Genomic DNA, 18947 nt, shown 5'->3' with positions numbered 1-18947 from the left:
GCCTCACCTATCGGTAAAACTGACCTGGTTTCCGTCACAAATCGACGTTTTCACGCCCTCCCGATAACGCTCACCTTTCGATAGCAACAGACGCCAGCCGGATTACGAAGTATCAATGCTTACACGGCGGAATGGCCCCGAATTCGCTCACCTTCACGTTTTCGCCCTCTCCTGAATCCGCTCACGATCCTTCCCGCGGGTGCTCACCGAGCGCCCTGAAGCTCATCACCGCACTATCCCGAAGGCCTTCACCATTCCTCCCGAACAAGCTCACCTGACATCCCGCAAACCCTTATGCCACAAGGCTTCCAGCAGGCGTTAACTGGTTTTAACAAGGTTCAACGGTGTTTACTTCTAATACTCTCAAGACGAGTCGTGTCTCGCAGAGGAAACCTCAAACCACAACCGAAGCACGTGAAACAGCACCGAGCGACGCAAAGCGCATTAAAATCCTCGCTAAATCATGTGTTTGCGCTCACTACCTAAGAGTGTTTCACGAAAATTTCTAAGCGGACTCGATGGAATTGCCGATCGTGCTCTTCAAAGCAGAAATTTGATTCAACTCTAGAGCAATATGCGATTTTCGTAACGTTCAACACGTAAAACGTTATGATCTGCATCTCGACATGCTCCGTTTTTGCCATGGACTCAATTACCCGCGAAACCCTACGCCACGAAATCGAAGCAATGCGGACTGCCGGCGCGCGACGACAAGAGCTCTCTCAGCACGCATGCAAGCGTCTTTTCTTCGATCTGGGCATCCGTCCTTCCGTGACGACCGTGCGGGAGCTCACGCAAACGGGCAGCGCGAGCGACATCCCGAAAGACATCGAAGCATTCTGGACCAGCCTGCGTTCAGCCCTGCGCGTGCGCATCAACGCTGGCGCGATGCCGGAGTCCTTGCAAGAGCGAGCGGGCGAGCTTCTCGCGGCGCTGTATGACGAAGCGCAAAAGCACGCACATTCCGCCCTGAACGACGAAAAATCCCGTATCGATGCCGTTGTTCAGGCAACCGAAGCTCAGGTTCGTGACGCCGATATTCGCCGTGAGGCAATAGAAGAGGCGCATCGACGCGCTGAAGCGCGCGCCGAAGCCGGTGCGGCCCAGATTGCGGCATTGGAGGCCGAGCTCAAGGCGCTGCGCAACCAGGGATCGGAAGCTCAATCCGGCTTGCGCGAGGTCATCGTTCGCTGGGAGAAGGAAAACGAGGCGCTGGCAGAGCGTCTCCAGCAGGAACAGGCCTCATCGGCGCGGCTTCGTGACCGCATCGACGAACTCCAGAGCGAATTGCGCCACAACACGGAGCATTACGCCCAGCAGATCAAGGATGCCGTGAAAGAGGCTGAGCGGCGCGTTCGCCCGATGTTGGTCGAGCTCGATGCCTTGCGCGGAATGGCCGCAACCCATCAGGCGAGCGTTCGAGAGGCCGGCCAGAAAGAATTCGATTTTATTCAACAGCTTAGCGCGGCACGAAGCCGTGCGGACCGGCTCGAATCCCAAGTGCGCTCGCAGTCCGATGAAATCGACGCCCTCGTTCGCGAACGCGACGCGCAGCGTGTTCAGTCCGGCGCCAGCGCCGAGATCGGTGCTTTGATCGCCTCTCTCGCGGCGGAAGGGCGTCTGAGCGCCGCCGAAATTGCCGCTTTGGGAACGCAACTCGACGCGCACGTCGTCGCGCCGGGCGCCTGTCCGGCATGTGCGGCCGGCGAACCGGAATTGCAGCGTCACGAAGACGAATACGAACTGTCCTGTCCGAACTGCGAGCGCACGTCGGGCGCGGTGTCATCGAAGCTCGCCGCCGTCGACGGATTCATCCGGTCCGCTCGCGTCAGCGCATCCTGACCGGCTGCGAGGGCCGGCTAGGATCAAAGGTGAGGCTTTTCGGGATCGTCGGAGAGTCCGTGCGGATCGACGTCGGGAGCCTCGCCGGCGCGCGCCTGCGCCATATCCCGCTCCCGTATTTGCTCACCCATCCATTCCTGCCACGCCCGATGCAGCCGGTTAGCAGAGATCGTCTGCTGAAATCCGAGCCATTGCCCGACGCGATCGGGGTCCGTTCCGTCCTCGAACAGCTCGGCCGCGTAGGTGTTGCGCAAGGTCTGCGGACTGGCCCGCGCCACACGCGACGCGGCGATCCCCGACGCGGCCACGACCGCGTCGATCGCGCGCAGCATCGTCGCCTTGTGCATGGGGCGGCCTGACGGCGCCGCAGGAAACAGCAGCTCGCCCGAGAGACCGGCCGTCTTGCGCTCGCTGATCCAGTTGTCGATCAATTCGGTGGCGAACGGCGCGAGCCGCGCCTGGCGAATCAGCAAGGGATTCGATGCATCGACGGTCACGTAAGGCGCGCCCGCCGCATAGCACTCGATCGTCAATTGCGCGGCTTCGCCTGTTTTCACGCCGCCGCCGAGAAATACGGCGACGAGCGCCCGGTCGCGCCGCTCGCGCCAGCGCTGTCCGGCTGGCAACGTTCCGATCGGCGAAAACAGATGCGCGACCAGCAGCGCACGCTCGTCGTGAGTGAGAAAGCCCGTCGGCTCGTTGTCACGCGCCTTGCGCCACGCGGCATTGCCGTCCTGAGCGATGAACCGCGCCGGATTCGTCGCCGCCGACTCCACTTCCCGCACATGATCGAGCACGCGCTCGATCAGCCTCAGATAACGCATGCGCTGCGGCCGGCGGATGTCCAGTTGCGCGACGAACTGCTCGATGACGGGACGTTGCACCGTATGCAGCGTCGCGCGCTTCGTGGCCAGCCACTCGAGAAAGTTGCCCCATTGCGCGCGATAAACATCGGCCGATGACGCCCGGAACGCCTGTTGGGTGAGCCATGCATCGAATGCGGCGTGCGGATCCGCCTGCCAGTCGGTGGACTGTTGGTCGAAGAGATCGGAAGTGTTCGGCATGGTGTCGGAAGGCGCGTAGCCGCAGTGTATTGCACTGCGCACAGGGTCAGGCTTCGAGCGGCGAACGTCAAGCACAGCTGTCGATCGAAGTGTCGATAACTGTCTTGCCGGGCGTGCATGTCGTCGATTACTGTCGTCTCTACGGCTTTCTTCCATCCGCACGCACAAGAGCAAGAAAGGAGTGATCGATGGCCCAGCAGTCCTGGCAGCAACGCCGCGCGAACGGACGCGCCGCGCGCGAGCGCACGCCGCGGGGCGCGCACGAGGCAATCGGCGATATCGATCGCGATCCCATCGAACTGTTGCGGATGAGTAGCAAAGGCCGTGTCGAGGCGCTGATTCCACTGCGCTACGGTCGCATGCTGGTGTCGCCGTTCACGTTTTATCGCGGCAGCGCGATCCTTCAAGCGCACGATCTGGCCATCACGCCCGCCAGCGGCATCGACATCCAGATTTGCGGCGACTGCCATTTATCCAATTTCGGCGGCTTCGCGACGCCGGAGCGCGCGCTCATCTTCGATCTCAACGATTTCGACGAGACCGCGCCGGGGCCCTGGGAATGGGATCTGAAGCGGCTCGTCGCGAGTTTCACGATTGCCGGCCGCCATCTCGGCCACGGCGGTCTCGCGGCCGACGAGTTCGCGTTCCTCGCCGCGCGCAGCTATCAGACGCACATGCGCGAGTACGCCGAAATGAGCGTGCTCGATCTCTGGTACGAACGCATCACGTTCGACCGCATGCATGACACCGTGCAGAACGATGATGCGCGGCGGCGGATCAAGCGCGGCATCGAGCGCGCTTCGCGCCGGACGCACGAGACGATGTTGCCGAAGCTCGCGGATCGGACGGGCGATAAGTGGCGCATCCGCGATGCGCCGCCCGCCGTGTTCCACATTCGCGGCAAGAGTTCGCTGATCGACAGGAGCGACGGCTGGATGACGCTGAAAGGCAGCCGCGAGGAGATTTTCGCCGCGCTCACGCGCAACTATGTCGCGACGCTGACGCCGGAACGCGCGAGACTGCTGTCGCAGTTCACGTTACAGGACGTCGCGTTCAAGGTGGTCGGCGTGGGCAGTGTCGGCACCCGCTGCCTCGTTTTGCTGCTCACGGATCACCACGACAAGCCGCTCTTCCTGCAGATGAAGGAGGCATCGACGTCGGTCGTCGCGAGATATGCGAAGCAGGCGAAAGATGCGCAAGCCATCGAACACGATGGCCACCGCGTGGTGCATGGACAACGGTTGATGCAGGCGGCCACGGACCCGTTCCTCGGCTGGGCGACGGGTCCGCTCGGCCGCATGCTCTACATTCGCCAACTGCGCGACATGAAGATTTCGCCGGAACTGGAAACCTTCAGTGACGACGCTTTCCGTGAGTACGCCGCACTGTGCGGCTGGGCGCTTGCTCGCGCGCATGCGAAGTCCGGCGGATGCGCGCCGGAGATCTCGGGTTATCTCGGCAACGGCGATCGCATGGCCGAAATGCTCGTGCGCTATGGCCGCGGCTATGCGGATCAGGTCGAAAAGGACTACGAGGTGTTTCGCGCCGCGTGTCGGGACGGCAAGCTCGAAGCGCGTTCCGATGCGGACATGGCGGCAGATTTCGCGGCGTGAGCGGCGATGAACCGGGGCACGCGGATCCTGCCGCGTGCCGGGCGCGGGCGTTAGTGCGCGGCGATGGCGAGTTGCGGTCGGTGTCGTGCGGCGCGCTCGTAGGCGTCCACGGCGAAGGCGAAAACGGCGGGCAAGGCCTCGGAGGCCGCGACGTCGACTACATCGTCGGTTTCGGGAAAATGAAAGGTATCGGGACGCGCGAACAGCTCGCGCAGCGCGGCTTCGTGCCGTCCGGCGAAGCCTAGATCCGCAACGGCTTCGGCTTCGATCGCATGCAACAGCCGCCAGGTCAGCGGCACGCCTTTGTCGATATAACGTCCCGCAATTTGACGCGTGATGCGCTCGAGGTCACGCACAGCGCGGGAGAACTGCCTTTTGCTTAGATTTTCGCCGTTCGACTCCATGACTCACCCCTTCCCAACTGGTCTTATAGTACTGTACAAACATACAGTACTTGTTGCAATGAAAATAGCGTCGCGCTAGTCGAACCGGGTGTATGTGCGATTCCGCCTACGTGCGTATCAGACATGCGCCGCTATGCGCGCCGGACAACGAAGCGCATCGTTGAACCGTGCTTGGGAGATCTCCTGAGCTGAACGCGCAGTCGCTTTTCTGCGTTCGTTCGACGGCACTGCGCGGCCAATAGCGCTGCAAACCACGGGAGAACTGAGATGAACAAGGATCAAGTCGAAGGCGTCGGCAAGCAGGTCAAGGGGAAGATCAACGAAGGCGTCGGCAAGATGACCGGCGACAAAGCCCAGGAAGCCAAGGGCGACATGCAACAGGCGGCGGGCAAGGTTCAAAAGGGCGTGGGGGATGCGCGCGAGGATCTGAAGGACAGCGTGAAGAAGAACCCGTAATGCGGGGCATGACGGCGCCGCGAAGTCGGCGCCGCTTCGAGCGGGACGCGCCCAGGCGCGTCCCGTTTTTCGCTTGGCCGCGAGTGTCAGCGGGCCGAAACTTGATGCGCATAAAGTCCGCCGCGCCTCCCGCCCGGCTGGGTCAGCCGTGAATCACCACCAGCAGCGCCCTGGCATCGGCGCGCCCCACGTTGCGGATCGCATGCGCTTCGTCCGCCGCGTAACGTGCGGTTTCGCCGGCCTTGAGCCGACGCGTTGCGCCCGACGCATCCACTTCGATCGATCCGTTCAGCACCGTGAGATGTTCACGCGTGCCCGGCTCATGCGCGTTCGACGTGAGCGCGGCACCCGACTGCAAGGTGAGCTCGTACCATTCGAACTTGCCGGCAAGCTCTATCGGCCCCCACACGCGCAACTGATAACCGCCGTTGTCCCCGCTCAAGGTCGGTATTTCGTGCGGCCCGGCGACCCGAATCGCCTCGACGGGTTTCTGCTGCGCAAACAGCTGATCCAGGCTGATGCCGAGCGCGTTCGTCAATCGCCAGGCGACCGCGATCGTCGGATTGGCCTTGTCGCGCTCGATTTCCGACAGCATCGATTTCGATACCCCGGCGGCCCGCGATAGATCGTCGAGCGTCAGCTTTCGCTCGTTGCGCAATCGCTGAATGGTTTCTCCGACGCGCGGCGGCGCCGCGCCGGCTCCCGCGAAATCGCCCGCTTTTCCCTCTGAACCCGTGCTTGCCATCAAACGATCAATCCCTTAAAGTGTTCGGCATATCGGAAATGTGTTCGAAATATCGAACGTGTCCGATGCGATGGATGCACTATAACAGGGCTAAGGGCGCGTGCGTTAGCAGCGCCGCCGGACTCCAGCAGCAGGCCACGAAAAGGATTGCGATGAAAGATCGATATCTCACCCATCTACGCGCCACGATCGACGAAATTCGCGCCGCGGGTTTCTACAAGACGGAGCGCGTGATCGCGAGTCCGCAGTCATCCGGCATTCGTCTCGCCAACGGAAGCGACGTGCTCAACTTCTGCGCGAACAATTACCTCGGGCTCGCGGACGATCGCCGCCTCATCGATGCCGCGAAGGCCGGTCTCGATGCCGACGGCTTCGGCATGGCGTCGGTGCGCTTCATTTGCGGCACGCAGACCGTGCACAAGGAACTGGAGCAGGCGATCGCGCAATTTCTCGGGACCGACGACGCAATTCTTTATTCGAGCTGCTTCGACGCGAACGGCGGTCTTTTCGAGACCTTGCTGACCGAAGAAGACGCGATCATCAGCGATGAACTGAATCACGCCAGCATCATCGACGGCGTGCGTCTGTCGAAGGCGCGGCGCCTGCGCTACAAGAACAACGACCTCGCCGATCTCGAAGCGCGCCTTCAGGAAGCCGACGCGGCGGGCGCGCGCTTCAAGCTGATCGCGACCGACGGCGTTTTCTCGATGGACGGCATCATCGCCAACCTCGCCGGCATCTGCGATCTCGCCGACCGCTACGGCGCACTGGTGATGGTCGATGATTCGCACGCCGTGGGCTTTATCGGCGAGAACGGACGCGGAACGCCGGAGCACTGCGGCGTGCTGGATCGCGTCGACATCATCACCGGAACGCTCGGCAAGGCGCTCGGTGGCGCGTCGGGCGGATACGTCGCGGCGCACAAGGAAGTGATCGAATTGCTGCGCCAGCGCAGCCGGCCGTATCTCTTCTCGAATACGTTGGCGCCGAGTATCGCGGCAGCTTCGCTGAAGGTGCTCGAATTGCTCGCAAGCGATGAAGGCGCGGCATTGCGCCAGCGCGTCCGCGAAAACGGCGCGCACTTCCGCCGCGCGATGTCCGCACTCGGCTTCGATCTCGTCCCCGGGGAACATCCGATCATTCCGGTCATGCTCGGCGACGCTCAACTCGCATCCAAGATGGCCGATGCACTGCTCGAGGAAGGCGTCTACGTGATCGGCTTCTCCTACCCCGTCGTGCCCAAGGGACGCGCGCGTATCCGCACGCAGATGAGCGCCGCGCATACGCCGGAACAGATCGATCGCGCGGTCGATGCGTTCGCGCGCGTCGGCCGATCGCTCGGCGTCATCCGCTGAGCATGACCGCCGACCTTTATGCGCATAAAGCAAGGGACCGGGCCACAAGCCCGCGACCTTGGAAGCAGAACCATCAGGACCAAACGTCAGGATCAAACGCAATGAAAGCCCTCGCCAAACTCGAACGCGCACCCGGCCTCACCTTGACGCGCGTGAAGCGGCCGGAAGTCGGCCATAACGACGTCCTCATCCGCATTCGGAAGGCTGCTATCTGCGGCACCGATATTCACATCTGGAAATGGGATGAGTGGGCGCAGAAGACGATTCCCGTGCCGATGCACGTCGGTCATGAATACGTCGGCGAGATCGTGGAGATGGGCCAGGAGGTGCGCGGTTTCGCCATCGGCGATCGCGTGTCGGGCGAAGGACATATCACGTGCGGATTCTGTCGCAACTGTCGTGCCGGGCGCCGTCATCTATGCCGCAATACGGTCGGCGTCGGCGTGAACCGCGAAGGCGCCTTCGCCGAATATCTCGTGATTCCCGCGTTCAACGCGTTCAAGATTCCGCCCGACATTTCCGACGACCTCGCAGCGATCTTCGATCCATTCGGCAACGCGACGCACACTGCCCTCTCGTTCAACCTGGTCGGCGAGGATGTGCTGATCACCGGCGCGGGACCGATCGGTGTGATGGCCGCGGCAATCGCGCGGCATGTCGGCGCGCGCAACGTCGTCATCACCGATGTGAACGAGTACCGTCTTGAGCTCGCCCGCAAGATGGGCGCGACGCGTGCCGTCAACGTCGCGAATGAGGATCTGCGCGATGTGATGAGTGAACTCGGCATGACCGAAGGCTTCGACGTCGGTCTGGAAATGTCCGGCGTGCCCAGTGCATTCACGGCAATGCTCGAATCGATGAACCACGGCGGCAAGGTTGCGCTGCTCGGCATTCCACCGGCGCAAACCGCGATCGACTGGAATCAGGTGATCTTCAAGGGCCTCGAAATCAAAGGCATCTATGGGCGCGAGATGTTCGAGACCTGGTACAAGATGGTCGCGATGCTGCAAAGCGGCCTCGATCTCTCGCCGATCCTCACGCATACCTTCCCCGTCGACGACTACGAGCGCGCGTTCGATACGATGCTCTCCGGCAACAGCGGAAAGGTCGTGCTCGACTGGACCGAGGCCTGAGCGGCTCGGTGTTCACTGCGAGGCGTCTGCCGGCGCCTTCGAGAATTCGGCCTGAATGGCGACGTGCACATCGTCGCCGACGGCCGGATACCACGTCGTCAATCCGAACTGCGCGCGGCTGAAATGCCCATCGGCTGAAAAGCCCAGCGTTTGCTGCTTCGTGAGCGGATTGACCGCGTGCCCGTTGAACGTGACGTTCAGCGACACCGGCCGGGTCGTGCCGCGTATCGTCAGATCCCCCTTCAACACGCCTTTGTCGTCGCCCGTGCGCTCGAAACCCGTGCTCACGAAGACGATGTCGGGATAGCGCGCGACGTCGAACATGTCCGGGCCCTTCAGCATGCGGTCGAGCAGCGGCACGTTCGTGTTGACGCTCGATGCATCGAGCGTCGCGCGCACCGAGCTCGCGGACATTCCGTCCGCATTCCAGTCGAGTTGCGCCGTTGTCTTGTCGAATCGAATGACGAAGCGCGAATAGTGGAAATGGTCCACATCGAAGCTCACGTTCCAGTGATGCGGATCGAGCTGGTAGCGCCCCGGCGGCACGCTCGCTTCATTCGACGACACGCGATGCGTGACCACTTGCAGCGGCGTGCATGCAATCAACGCGGCAGCCGCCAGCGACGGAACGAGATACTGATAAAACTTCATCGCGCTTTGCCTCGAATACGGAAACGAACTTCGACAAGTTTCGCCGAGATCGAAACAACGCGCGCGCACATCGTCATGTTCTTTTCGCTCGCTCACACGAAAATGGCGCGATCGGGTAGAGTTCGCCTCGACCTCCATCTCAAAAAAAGGCGCCATGGCGTACGCGCGATGGCGGAGAAGACATGCGCTCATGGCTGTCCCGCTTCCGAAACTTCCACGCTTTCTTACTGACGGCTGCCGCCTTGACCGCATCGGTGTGGACGCCGGCCGCGCATGCGGAGTGGTGCGGCGACGGCCTCTGGATCGATGCGATGATCGCCTCGCATCACGTTCACCCGGAGAAGGATTTCGAGGAGTTCAATCCCGGCATCGGCGTGGAATGCTGGGTCGCGCCGCAATGGGCCGTGACGGGCGGCTACTTTCGCAACTCGCTGTCGAAGCCATCGTTCTATGGCGGCGGCGTGTGGGGGCCGGACTTCCTGCACTGGAACTACATCCGGCTCGCCGTGATGGCGGGTCTCATCTCCGGTTACGACTATGGCAGCTATGGCATCGGTCATAACCATACGATCGGACCCGTGGCCGCGCCGCTCATCATGCTCGATTACAAACGCGTCGGTGCCAACATCATTCTGATTCCGCCGATTCCATCGAGCGATCTGCCATTCACGATCGGGTTCATGCTCAGAGTGAAGTTCTGAGCATTCCCGAATATTCTCACCCGAAGCAAAACAAGCGCGCCTATCTCACTTCGATCGCGCCGCATGCTGCAAACATTCCAGCAACACGGTAGCGGCGGGCGTCAGCGGACTGTCCCGCCGGGTTATCACACGTACCGACACCGCAGGCAACGGATCGGCGATAGGAAAGATCGCGAGCCCGTCGCCGACCCACGGATGTTCGAGCAGCGCCGCAGGCATCGCGGCCAATGCATCCGAGCCGCGCAACAACCCATGCGCAATGATGAAGCTCGGACACTCGATCACGCGCCCCGGCACCGCGAGCCCGCGCTCGGCATAGGAATCGAGCAAGGCCTGCGTCGAACTCTCGGGCGACGGATTCAGCAGCCACTCCGCGTCCGACAACTGCGCGAGCGACGTGCAATGCCGCAACGGATGATCCGCGCGCCCGACGATCGCCGAGCGGCTTTCATACAGCTCGATGTGATCGAACTCCGGCGCGAGATGCTCGGGCACGACGACCGCGACCACGAAGTCGAGCGAGCCGTCACGCAATCGCGGCATCGCGACGCCGGGAAAGCCTTCGATGAAACTCACGCGTGCGTTCGGCATCTGCCGTCGAAACGCGCGATAAGCCTGCGGCAGGATCGATAGCGCCGCAGTCGGCGTGACGGCCGCGCTCACGCTCCCCGCGCCCGCGCCTTTCATCTGCGCGATGTCGTCTTCGGCGCGGCGCATCTCGCTCACGATCAGATGCGCGCGCACGCGTAACTGCTGGCCGAACGCGGTCAACTGCACGCCGCGCGCGGTGCGCAACACGAGCGGCACGCCGAGATCCTGCTCCAGTTCCTTGATCGCTTTCGTGAGTGCGGCTTGCGACAGATGCAGGCTGCGCGCGGCCGCGCGGATGCTGCCTTGCTCGGCGGTCGTCAGGAATGCGCGCAGCTGGTGATACTTCATGCTCATGACCGACATCCTAGGGTTAGCACCGACAACTCTCGGTAATCACGCAATAAATTTACCGTCTTTTGGTTTGCTTTTCGGCTTTATATCCTTGGTGCACGTTGAAACGCATCGAGCAAGGAGTGTCACATGCTGTCAGTCGAGCCCGTCATCCCCGGCATTGCCGCTATCGCACCGGAATTCGTCGATGTACGCCGGCGCATTCACGCGCATCCCGAGCTTGCGTATGAAGAAACGCAGACGAGCGATCTCGTCGCCGCATCGCTCGCGCAATGGGGCTACGAAGTGCATCGCGGGCTCGGCGAGACGGGCGTCGTCGGTGTGCTGAAAGAGGGCGATGGCGGCAAGCGCATCGCCCTGCGCGCGGACATGGACGCCTTGCCGATCGAGGAAACGACCGGCCTCCCGTACGCCAGCAAGCATGCCCGCACGATGCACGCATGCGGCCACGACGGCCACACCGCGATGCTCCTGTGCGCGGCGCGCTATCTCGCCGAGAGCCGTCAATTCTCGGGCACGCTGATCGTGATCTTCCAGCCTGCCGAGGAAGGCGAGGCGGGCGCGCGCGCGATGATCGAAGACGGCCTCTTCGAGAAGTTTCCGTGCGATGCCGTGTTCGGCCTGCACAACATGCCCGGCCTGCCCGCGGGCGACATGTTCTTCACGCCGGGTCCGGGCATGGCTTCGTCGGACCGCGTGAACATCACGGTGCGCGGCGTCGGCGGCCACGGCGCGATGCCGCACGTCGCGCGCGATCCGATGCCCGCCGTCGCATCGATCATGCTCGGCCTGAACAGCATCGTCGCGCGCGAAGTGGATGCGCAAAAACCCGCGGTCGTCACGGTCGGCAGCGTGCAGGCGGGCGAGGCGTGCAACGTGATTCCCGAGACCGCGCTGATGAAGCTCTCCGTGCGCGCGCTCGACGCGGGCGTGCGCAAGCAGCTTCAGCACCGCATCACCGCGCTCGTCGATGCGCAGGCGCTCGCCTACGGATGCACGGCCGAGATCGATTACGAACTCGGTTATCCGGTGCTCGTGAATCACGCCGAGCCGACCGCCTTCGCCACCGATGTCGCCGTGAAGATGCTCGGCGCGCAACGCGTCGAACCGGCCGCGAAGCCGCTGATGGGCAGCGAGGACTTCGCGTTCATGCTCGAAGCATGCCCGGGCTCGTATGCGTGGATCGGCAACGGCATCGGCTCGAAGGGCGGCTGCATGGTGCACAACCCCGGCTACGACTTCAACGACGACATCCTCGCGATCGGCGCGAGCTACTGGGTGCGCCTGGCCGAAGCCTGGCTCGCCGACTGATCCTGCCTGATCCTTTTCGCCCGACGCCCCGGAGCACACGATGAATACATCCACGTTAGCCAGCGCCAGCACTTCAGCCGCGAGTCCCGCGCCGACCACGCGAACCTCACGCACGCGTCTCGTCGCGGCAGCTGCCGTCGGCAACGCGCTCGAGTTCTACGACTTCACCGTCTACGCCTTTTTCGCGCTCGTCATCGGCAAGCTGTTCTTTCCGGTGCACGATCCGGTCGGCCAGTTGCTGCTCGCGGTGGCGAGCTTCGGCGTCGGGTTTTTCACGCGGCCCATCGGCGGCTTGCTGATCGGCATGTACGCCGACCGCGCCGGCCGCAAGAAGGCGATGCTGCTCACGCTCGGCCTGATGGCGCTCGGCACCGCGATGATCGCCGTCGCGCCGACGTATGCGCAGGCGGGCATCGCCGCGCCCATCATCCTCGTGATTGCGCGGCTCATTCAAGGCTTCTCGGCGGGCGGCGAAGTGGGCGCATCGACCACGCTGCTGCTCGAACAGGCGCCGTCGAATCGCCGCGGCTTCTACGCATCGTGGCAGTTCGCGAGCCAGGGTCTTTCGGCGCTCGCGGGCGCATTGACGGGCGTCGCGCTCACGGCATCGCTCACGTCGGCGCAACTCGAAAGCTGGGGATGGCGCGTGCCGTTCATCATCGGCACCGCGATCGTGCCGGTCGGCTGGTGGCTGCGCCGCACGATGGAAGAAGCGCCGCGCGAAAGCGCGGAAGCGGCTCCGAAGGCGCCGAAGATTCCGCTCGTAACCGTGCTGCGCGAACATGGCCGCGCGGTGCTCAATGGCCTCGGTCTGACGATCGGCGGCACGTCGGCGCACTTCATCATCGTGTTCTATCTGTCGATCTACGGCGTGAAGACGCTCGGCCTGCCGGGCTGGACGTCGATGCTCTCGGGCTGCGTGTCGGGCGCGATTCTCTTCGTCGTCGCGCCGATCGGCGGCTATCTGTCTGACCGCATCGGCCGCAACCGGCTCGCGCAGACGACGCGCATCCTGCTCATGCTCGCGATCTGGCCCGCCTTCGCGCTCCTGAATCAATCGCCGACCACGGCGACCTTGCTCGCGGTCGTCACGGTGTTGTCGATCGTGCATTCGCTCAACGTCGGCCCGACCGGCGCGATGCTCGGCGAACTCTTCCCGCGTCCGGTGCGCGCGACGGGGGCCGCGATCGTCTATAGCCTGGGCGTCGCGATCTTCGGCGGCTTCGCGCAGTTCTTCGTGACGTCGCTCATCGTCATCACGAAGAGCGTGATGGCGCCCGCGTGGTATGTGATCGGCTGCGGCGTGCTGTCCGTGATCGCCGTGGCGTGCATGCGCGAGCGTTCACAGGAGACGCTCGACTGATCGTGTATAACGAGACGTGTTTGGGTTGCGCAAAGGCCGCCTCGTGCGGCCTTTTTCGCTGGAGATTGAGCGGAGACATCGATGTCCGACTATCAAACGCCGCCGACCGGCATGTGGCCGGTGCTCTACACCTATTTCGACGCGCTGAACCGCCTCGACCGCGACGCCACGCGCAAGCAGATCGATGCGGCCATCGCGGCGGGCGCGCCCGCGATCGTTACGCTCGGTCTCGCGACGGAAGTGCATCGGCTGTCGACGGACGAGAAGCGCACGATGATCGACGATTGCGCCGCGCATATCGCGAATCGCGTGCCGCTCGCCGTCACCATCACGGGCGATAGCGTCGAGGCCCAGATCGGGCTTGCCGGATACGCGCTCGAACGCGGCGCGTCGTGGCTCATTCTTCAACCGCCATCGATACGTGGCGAATCCGAGGCGTTCTATCACGACTTCTTCGCTTCGGTGCTCGAACGAACCGGCGCGAGCGCGGGCATCCAGAACGCGCCGGACTATCTCGGCGTGGGATTGTCGGCGGAATCGATCGCCGCACTCGCGGCCGAGCGGCCTAACTTCCGGCTGCTGAAGGGCGAAGGCCCGGCCGTGACGATACGCGCGACCATCGAGCGGCTGCGCGCGCTCGAACAGACGCTCGCAGTGTTCAACGGGCGCGGCGGTCAGGAGCTTCTCGACAACCTGCGCGCGGGTTGCGACGGGTTGATCGTCGCGACCGATGCCTTCGATCATCAGGTCGCCATTCACGATGCCTTTGCCGAAGGGCGCGAGCACGACGCCGAATCGCTCTATGCAAACGCGCTGCCCGAAATCGTGTTCGTGATGCAGTCCCTGGAAACGCTCACCTGTTACGGCAAGCGGATCGCTGCGTGGCGCATGGGCTTCGATGTCGCGCACGATCGCGGCGTGCGTCCGACGCAGTTCGGCATCGAATGCGCGCGCCGTTTCGCGCAACGTCTCGGACCGACTTCGCGCGTCGTGCGTAAATGAATCATCGCACCGGGCGACGCGTGAAGCGCTGCTCGATCACCGTCGCGCCCCATTGCGTGCCTTCGGCTTCATCGCTCAGGACGAAGCCGGACGACTCGTACAAGTGACGCGCGGCATCGAGGCTCTTGAAGGTGCAGAGATACGTCTCGTCGTAATGCGCGTCGACGAAAGCCGTCGCGCGCTCCATCAACTGCCTGCCCATGCCGCTGCCGCGCAATGCATCGTCGATGATGAACCAGCGCAGATGCGCGACGCGCGTCGACGTATCGCCGTCGATCGCAAGCGAGCCGAGCGTGCGTTCGCCTTCCATCACGAGCCACAGCGCCTTGCCTTGCGCGGGCAAACCTTCCGCGAACGCGGCGAGCTCCGTCGCGACCCTGCGCTCGAAGAACACGCCGAAGCGCGCATGATGCGCATAGAAGCGCGCGTGCAGACTCGCGATATCGCCGATACATCCCGGCCGATAGCCCTCGACGATGCGCGCGCTTTCCGTACGCGCGGCGTGCGGCGTCTTGTGTTCGTGATCGTGACCGTGCGCGAGCGCATCGGCGTAGAGCGCGAGCGAGCGCACGAGCGTCTGCTGATCTTCCGGAACCATGCGGCGCAATGCATCGGAGACTTGATCGGTCGCGAACTTGTCGATCTTTCTGCGCAGCTTTTGCCCTGCCGTCGTCAGATAAAGCTCGGACGAGCGCGCGTCCTCGCTCGATGTCTGACGCGTGACGAGCCCCGCCGCTTCGAGCCGCGCGATTTGCCGGCTCGCGTTCGATTTGTCGAGCCGCAGGATCGTGGCGATATCGCGCGCCTGAATGCCGGGCGTCGCGCCGATCTCGATGATCGCATGCACCGCCGAAGGCGCGAGCCCGCTGTCCGCGAGCGTGTTGCGCATGAAGCCGAGTTCGCGCACGAGCTTGCGCGAGAAGTCGCGCAGTTCGAGGATGGTTTTGTCGCGGGATTGAACGGGTGTGTCGATGATGTCCATGATGTCTCCATTGGTTGCGACGCGCAACCAATTGCCTTGCACTTTAGTTGCGAAATGCAACTTTTGCAAGGGATGAACTCATGCTCCCGAATATCCTCACCTTAGCCGCGGTCGCGTGCGAATTCGCAAGTGCGCTTCGGCTCCGCCACACGCAACAGCACGAGCGCGATGCCGCCCCAAGCGAACTCGCGCATGCGCCGCAGCAACGCGAACGACAGCGCCGCTTGCCGATCGACACCGAACGCCGCCGCGATCGCGATGATCGTCGCTTCCTGCACGCCGAGGCCCGCGGGCGCGATGAACACCGCGTTGCGCACGGCCTGCGTGAGCGTTTCGATGGCGACGGCGCCCGCGATCGACACCGGATGGCCGAGCATGTCGAGCGCCGTATACACTTCGGCCGCGCCGAGCACGTAGCCCGCGAATTGCCACGCGAATGAACGCGCGAGCAGCGGCACGCGCTGCAGCAGCACGCGGATATCGTGATCGAGGCGCTTGCCGTCGAGCCGCGCGGCGAGCGCGTGAGCGGGATCGAGCCAGCGCCGCGCCATCGCTTCGAGACGATGGAACGGCGCGCCCCGGTGCGCGACCACGAACGCCGCGACGCAAACCGGCAGCGACGCGATCAAACCCGCCGCGATCACGTTGCCGATGACGTTCCCATCGCTCGCATGAAAGCGCAGCAGCGCGAGACCGAGCATCGCGAGCGCGTATTGCACGACGATCGTCACGAGCATCTCCACGATCACCGATGCGCTCACGAGGCTCACATTCGGCAGATAGCGCGTGCCGAGGCGGATGCCCGCGAGCTCGCCGCCGATGCCGAGCACGGGCAAGAGACGCCCGACCGCCTCGCGCACGACCGCAATCCACCATAGCGCGGCAAGGCCGACGCGCTTGTCGAGCAGAAGCTGCCATGCGCGCGCATCGAGCAGCAGCGGCAGCGCGTGCAGCGGCACGAGCCACAGCAGCACCGGCCCCGTGTGCGCGATGAGCGCGAACGCATCCGCGATGCCTTCGTGCACCGCGAGCGCAATCAGCAACGCGATGGCCGCGGGCCAGCGCAGCCACGCGACGCGTTTCAATGCGCCCGTCATGCAATCGGCTCCGGCGTGGTCGCGAAGTTGAACACATCCGCGAAGCCGCCCCGCATCGCGCCGGTCGCTTCGATGGCGCGCCTGACGCGCGGCGAGCACAGCGCGGCCAGTTCGTCCGCGTGCCGATAGTCGCGCATCGATGGCGTGATGGGCGCGGCGCCTTCCGTCGCGGGGTGACTGTAGATTTCGAGCACGCCTTCGGGCGCCCGTGCAAGCAACGCGAGCAGCGCGGCTTCATCCATGCGGCCCGTCGACGAGATGCCCGCGACCCAGTCGTTATATGTGATGCCCGCGCCATCGAGCCGCTTCTTCACCAGTGCGACCCACGGCGCGAGCAGGCGCGAGCCGTGCCTCTCGCGCGGCAGGCGCACCGCGCGCATGCCGAACTGCGGCCCGATTTCGAGGATCAGCGCAAGGACCGTCGGATGCAGATGAAAATGCTTGTGCACATTGACGTGATCGAGCTCGAGGCCGGTCGCGGCGAATGCCTTGAATTGCGCGCCGATTTCGAGGGCGAGCTGCCGCCGCACGTCATGCAGAAAGAAGAAGCGCAAGCCGTTCTCGAACATCGTGCCTTCGAAGTTGCCCCGCGCATCGACGAGATCCGGTATCGACCAGTGCGGCAGCGAGGCGACGCCATCGTTCAGGACGAGATGCAGCCCCACGCGCAGCTCCGGCAAATCGCGCGCGATCTTCACGGCATCGTAGGCAGCGGCCGCACCGACCATCAGGCTCGCGCACGTCAGCACGCCTTCACGATGCGCGCGCGCGACCGCCGCGTTCACGCGTTCGTGCAAGCCGAAATCGTCGGCGGTGACGATCAGTCCGCGCACGGCATCACGCCTCGTGCGCGCGCAGGAAGCGGAAGAACTCGACGCCTTCGCGCAGGCGGCGCTTCATCATCTCCCAGCTCGTGAGCATCTCGCGCACGATCTCCCAGATCTTCGACGGCCGGAAATAAAAGCGCTTGTAGAAGCGTTCGAGATCGTGATAAATCTCCTCGCGCGACAGATGCGGATAGCCGATCGCGGCAAGCTGCACGCCTTCCCTGCTGACGAGATGGATCGTCTTGTTCTCTTCCATCCAGCCGTTATCGACCGCCTGCCGGTATAGCGTCGTGCCCGGATAAGGCGCCGCGAGCGAGACCTGGATCGTATGCGGATTGATTTCCTTCGCATATCGAATGGTCTTCTCGATCGTCTCCTTCGTTTCGCCGGGCAGGCCGAGAATGAACGTGCCGTGCACCTTGATGCCGAGCGTGCGGCAGTCGTCGGCGAAGCGCCGCGCGATATCCGTGCGCAGGCCCTTCTTGATGTTCAGGAGAATCTGATCATCGCCGGATTCAAAGCCCACGAGCAGAAGCCGCAAGCCATTCTCCTTCATGATCTTGAGCGTCGAGTAAGGCACGTTCGCCTTCGCATTGCACGACCACGTGACGCCGAGCCTGCCGAGCCCGCGCGCGATCTCTTCGACGCGCGGCTTGAAGTCGGTGAAGGTGTCGTCGTCGAACATGATCTCCTTCACTTCGGGCATGTTGTCGCGAATCCACTTCACTTCCTCGAGCACGTTCTCGACCGAGCGCACGCGATAGCGATGCCCGCCCACCGTTTGCGGCCACAGGCAGAACGTGCAGCGCGAGCGGCAGCCGCGTCCCGTGTAGATCGACACATACGGATGCTTCAGATAGCCGATGAAATAGTTGTCGATGGTGAGATCGCGCTTGTAGACCGGCGCGACGAACGGCAGCTCGTCCATGTTCTCGAGGATCGGACGGGCCTCGTTGTGCTCGATCGAGCCATCGGGCAAACGGTAGCTCAGCCCCTTGATATCGGCGAACGCGCGGCCCTCCGCGATCTCCCTGCACGTGAAGTCGAATTCCTCGCGGCATACGAAGTCGATCGCGTCGCTCGCGGCGAGCGAGTTATGCGGATCGACGGCCACTTTCGCGCCGACCATGCCGATCGAAACGCCGGGCGCGCGCGCCTTCAGCTTTTCGGCGAACAGGGCATCGGTGGGAAACGAAGGCGTGCTCGTATGAATGATAACGAGTTCGTAGCGCGCCGCGATATCGAGCGTCGCTTCGACGGAAAGGCCGTCGGCGGGCGCATCGAGCACGCGCGAGCCGGGCACGAGCGCGGCGGGTTGCGCGAGCCAGGTCGGATACCAGAACGAGCGTATTTCGCGCTTCGCCTGATAGCGTGAACCGGCGCCGCCGTCGAAGCCGTCGAACGAGGGCGCCTGGAGAAAGAGCGTGTGCTTCATGATGCGAGGTTCCGTTGAGTTTCC

The 18947-nt window shown here is 63.6% G+C and carries 18 protein-coding genes; 9 read left to right on the top strand and 9 right to left on the bottom strand.

Annotated elements, in window-relative coordinates:
• Positions 1 to 609: 609 nt before the first annotated feature.
• Positions 610 to 1842 (top strand): DNA-binding protein, encoded by a 1233-nt coding sequence (locus AWB78_RS13955; RefSeq protein WP_374729465.1) that lies wholly within the window; start codon positions 610 to 612, stop codon positions 1840 to 1842.
• A 23-nt stretch (positions 1843 to 1865) separates the two neighbouring features.
• Here the strand turns inward: AWB78_RS13955 and AWB78_RS13950 are convergent, their stop codons facing one another.
• Positions 1866 to 2906 carry a tyrosine-type recombinase/integrase gene (locus AWB78_RS13950; RefSeq protein WP_062605175.1) on the bottom strand — a complete coding sequence of 347 codons (1041 nt, stop codon included), beginning with the start codon at positions 2904 to 2906 and terminating at the stop codon, positions 1866 to 1868.
• 188 nt (positions 2907 to 3094) lie between these two features.
• Here AWB78_RS13950 and AWB78_RS13945 point away from each other — a divergent pair, with 188 nt between their 5' ends.
• Positions 3095 to 4519 carry a DUF2252 domain-containing protein gene (locus AWB78_RS13945; RefSeq protein WP_062605174.1) on the top strand — a complete coding sequence of 475 codons (1425 nt, stop codon included), beginning with the start codon at positions 3095 to 3097 and terminating at the stop codon, positions 4517 to 4519.
• 50 nt (positions 4520 to 4569) lie between these two features.
• On the opposite strand, the gene AWB78_RS13940 is transcribed toward AWB78_RS13945, so the two are convergent.
• Entirely contained in the window at positions 4570 to 4923 is a 354-nt protein-coding gene (locus AWB78_RS13940) for a DUF2471 family protein (protein WP_062605173.1), read from the bottom strand.
• Positions 4924 to 5190: 267 nt separating this feature from the next.
• On the opposite strand from AWB78_RS13940, the gene AWB78_RS13935 reads away from it, so the two are divergent.
• Positions 5191 to 5379, top strand: a complete 189-nt coding sequence (locus tag AWB78_RS13935) for a CsbD family protein (RefSeq protein ID WP_061168765.1) — start codon at positions 5191 to 5193, stop codon at positions 5377 to 5379.
• A 142-nt stretch (positions 5380 to 5521) separates the two neighbouring features.
• Here AWB78_RS13935 and AWB78_RS13930 read toward each other — a convergent pair whose 3' ends face one another.
• Positions 5522 to 6124 (bottom strand): helix-turn-helix domain-containing protein, encoded by a 603-nt coding sequence (locus AWB78_RS13930; RefSeq protein WP_062605172.1) that lies wholly within the window; start codon positions 6122 to 6124, stop codon positions 5522 to 5524.
• Between the two features lie 152 nt (positions 6125 to 6276).
• Between AWB78_RS13930 and AWB78_RS13925 the strand changes: the two genes are divergently transcribed.
• Entirely contained in the window at positions 6277 to 7479 is a 1203-nt protein-coding gene (locus AWB78_RS13925) for a glycine C-acetyltransferase (protein WP_062605171.1), read from the top strand.
• 101 nt (positions 7480 to 7580) lie between these two features.
• Positions 7581 to 8612, top strand: coding sequence for an L-threonine 3-dehydrogenase (tdh, locus tag AWB78_RS13920; protein ID WP_062605170.1), 1032 nt, complete (start codon positions 7581 to 7583; stop codon positions 8610 to 8612).
• Positions 8613 to 8624: 12 nt separating this feature from the next.
• On the opposite strand, the gene AWB78_RS13915 is transcribed toward tdh, so the two are convergent.
• A complete protein-coding gene (locus AWB78_RS13915) occupies positions 8625 to 9263 on the bottom strand; it encodes a YceI family protein (RefSeq protein WP_062605228.1) in 639 nt (212 codons plus the stop codon).
• Between the two features lie 182 nt (positions 9264 to 9445).
• On the opposite strand from AWB78_RS13915, the gene AWB78_RS13910 reads away from it, so the two are divergent.
• Complete coding sequence (locus AWB78_RS13910; protein WP_062605169.1) at positions 9446 to 9964, top strand: hypothetical protein; 519 nt, start codon at positions 9446 to 9448, stop codon at positions 9962 to 9964.
• A 45-nt stretch (positions 9965 to 10009) separates the two neighbouring features.
• On the opposite strand, the gene AWB78_RS13905 is transcribed toward AWB78_RS13910, so the two are convergent.
• The gene (locus AWB78_RS13905) at positions 10010 to 10903 is read right to left on the bottom strand and encodes a LysR substrate-binding domain-containing protein (protein WP_062605227.1); all 894 of its coding nucleotides are present in this window, start codon (positions 10901 to 10903) and stop codon (positions 10010 to 10012) included.
• Between the two features lie 132 nt (positions 10904 to 11035).
• Here AWB78_RS13905 and AWB78_RS13900 point away from each other — a divergent pair, with 132 nt between their 5' ends.
• From AWB78_RS13900 to AWB78_RS13890, 3 genes are all read left to right on the top strand, one after another.
• Complete coding sequence (locus AWB78_RS13900) at positions 11036 to 12217, top strand: M20 aminoacylase family protein (protein ID WP_062605168.1); 1182 nt, start codon at positions 11036 to 11038, stop codon at positions 12215 to 12217.
• 40 nt (positions 12218 to 12257) lie between these two features.
• On the top strand, positions 12258 to 13580 hold the full coding sequence (locus AWB78_RS13895; RefSeq protein WP_062605167.1) for an MFS transporter: 1323 nt from the start codon (positions 12258 to 12260) through the stop codon (positions 13578 to 13580).
• A gap of 81 nt (positions 13581 to 13661) precedes the next feature.
• Positions 13662 to 14582 carry a dihydrodipicolinate synthase family protein gene (locus AWB78_RS13890; protein WP_198399268.1) on the top strand — a complete coding sequence of 307 codons (921 nt, stop codon included), beginning with the start codon at positions 13662 to 13664 and terminating at the stop codon, positions 14580 to 14582.
• A gap of 1 nt (position 14583) precedes the next feature.
• Here AWB78_RS13890 and AWB78_RS13885 read toward each other — a convergent pair whose 3' ends face one another.
• From AWB78_RS13885 to hpnJ, 4 genes are all read right to left on the bottom strand, one after another.
• Positions 14584 to 15564, bottom strand: a complete 981-nt coding sequence (locus tag AWB78_RS13885) for a bifunctional helix-turn-helix transcriptional regulator/GNAT family N-acetyltransferase (RefSeq protein ID WP_062605166.1) — start codon at positions 15562 to 15564, stop codon at positions 14584 to 14586.
• Positions 15565 to 15665: 101 nt separating this feature from the next.
• Complete coding sequence (locus AWB78_RS13880) at positions 15666 to 16661, bottom strand: lysylphosphatidylglycerol synthase domain-containing protein (protein WP_062605165.1); 996 nt, start codon at positions 16659 to 16661, stop codon at positions 15666 to 15668.
• On the bottom strand, positions 16658 to 17494 hold the full coding sequence (gene hpnK / locus AWB78_RS13875) for a hopanoid biosynthesis-associated protein HpnK (RefSeq protein WP_062605164.1): 837 nt from the start codon (positions 17492 to 17494) through the stop codon (positions 16658 to 16660). The genes AWB78_RS13880 and hpnK overlap by 4 nt, the downstream gene beginning before the upstream one ends.
• 4 nt (positions 17495 to 17498) lie before the next feature.
• Entirely contained in the window at positions 17499 to 18923 is a 1425-nt protein-coding gene (gene hpnJ / locus AWB78_RS13870) for a hopanoid biosynthesis associated radical SAM protein HpnJ (protein ID WP_062605163.1), read from the bottom strand.
• Between the last annotated feature and the right edge of the window lie 24 nt (positions 18924 to 18947).

Origin of the sequence: Caballeronia calidae (genome assembly GCF_900044055.2) — a bacterium.
Lineage (GTDB): Bacteria > Pseudomonadota > Gammaproteobacteria > Burkholderiales > Burkholderiaceae > Caballeronia > Caballeronia calidae.
This window is presented reverse-complemented; position numbering and strand designations above follow the sequence as displayed.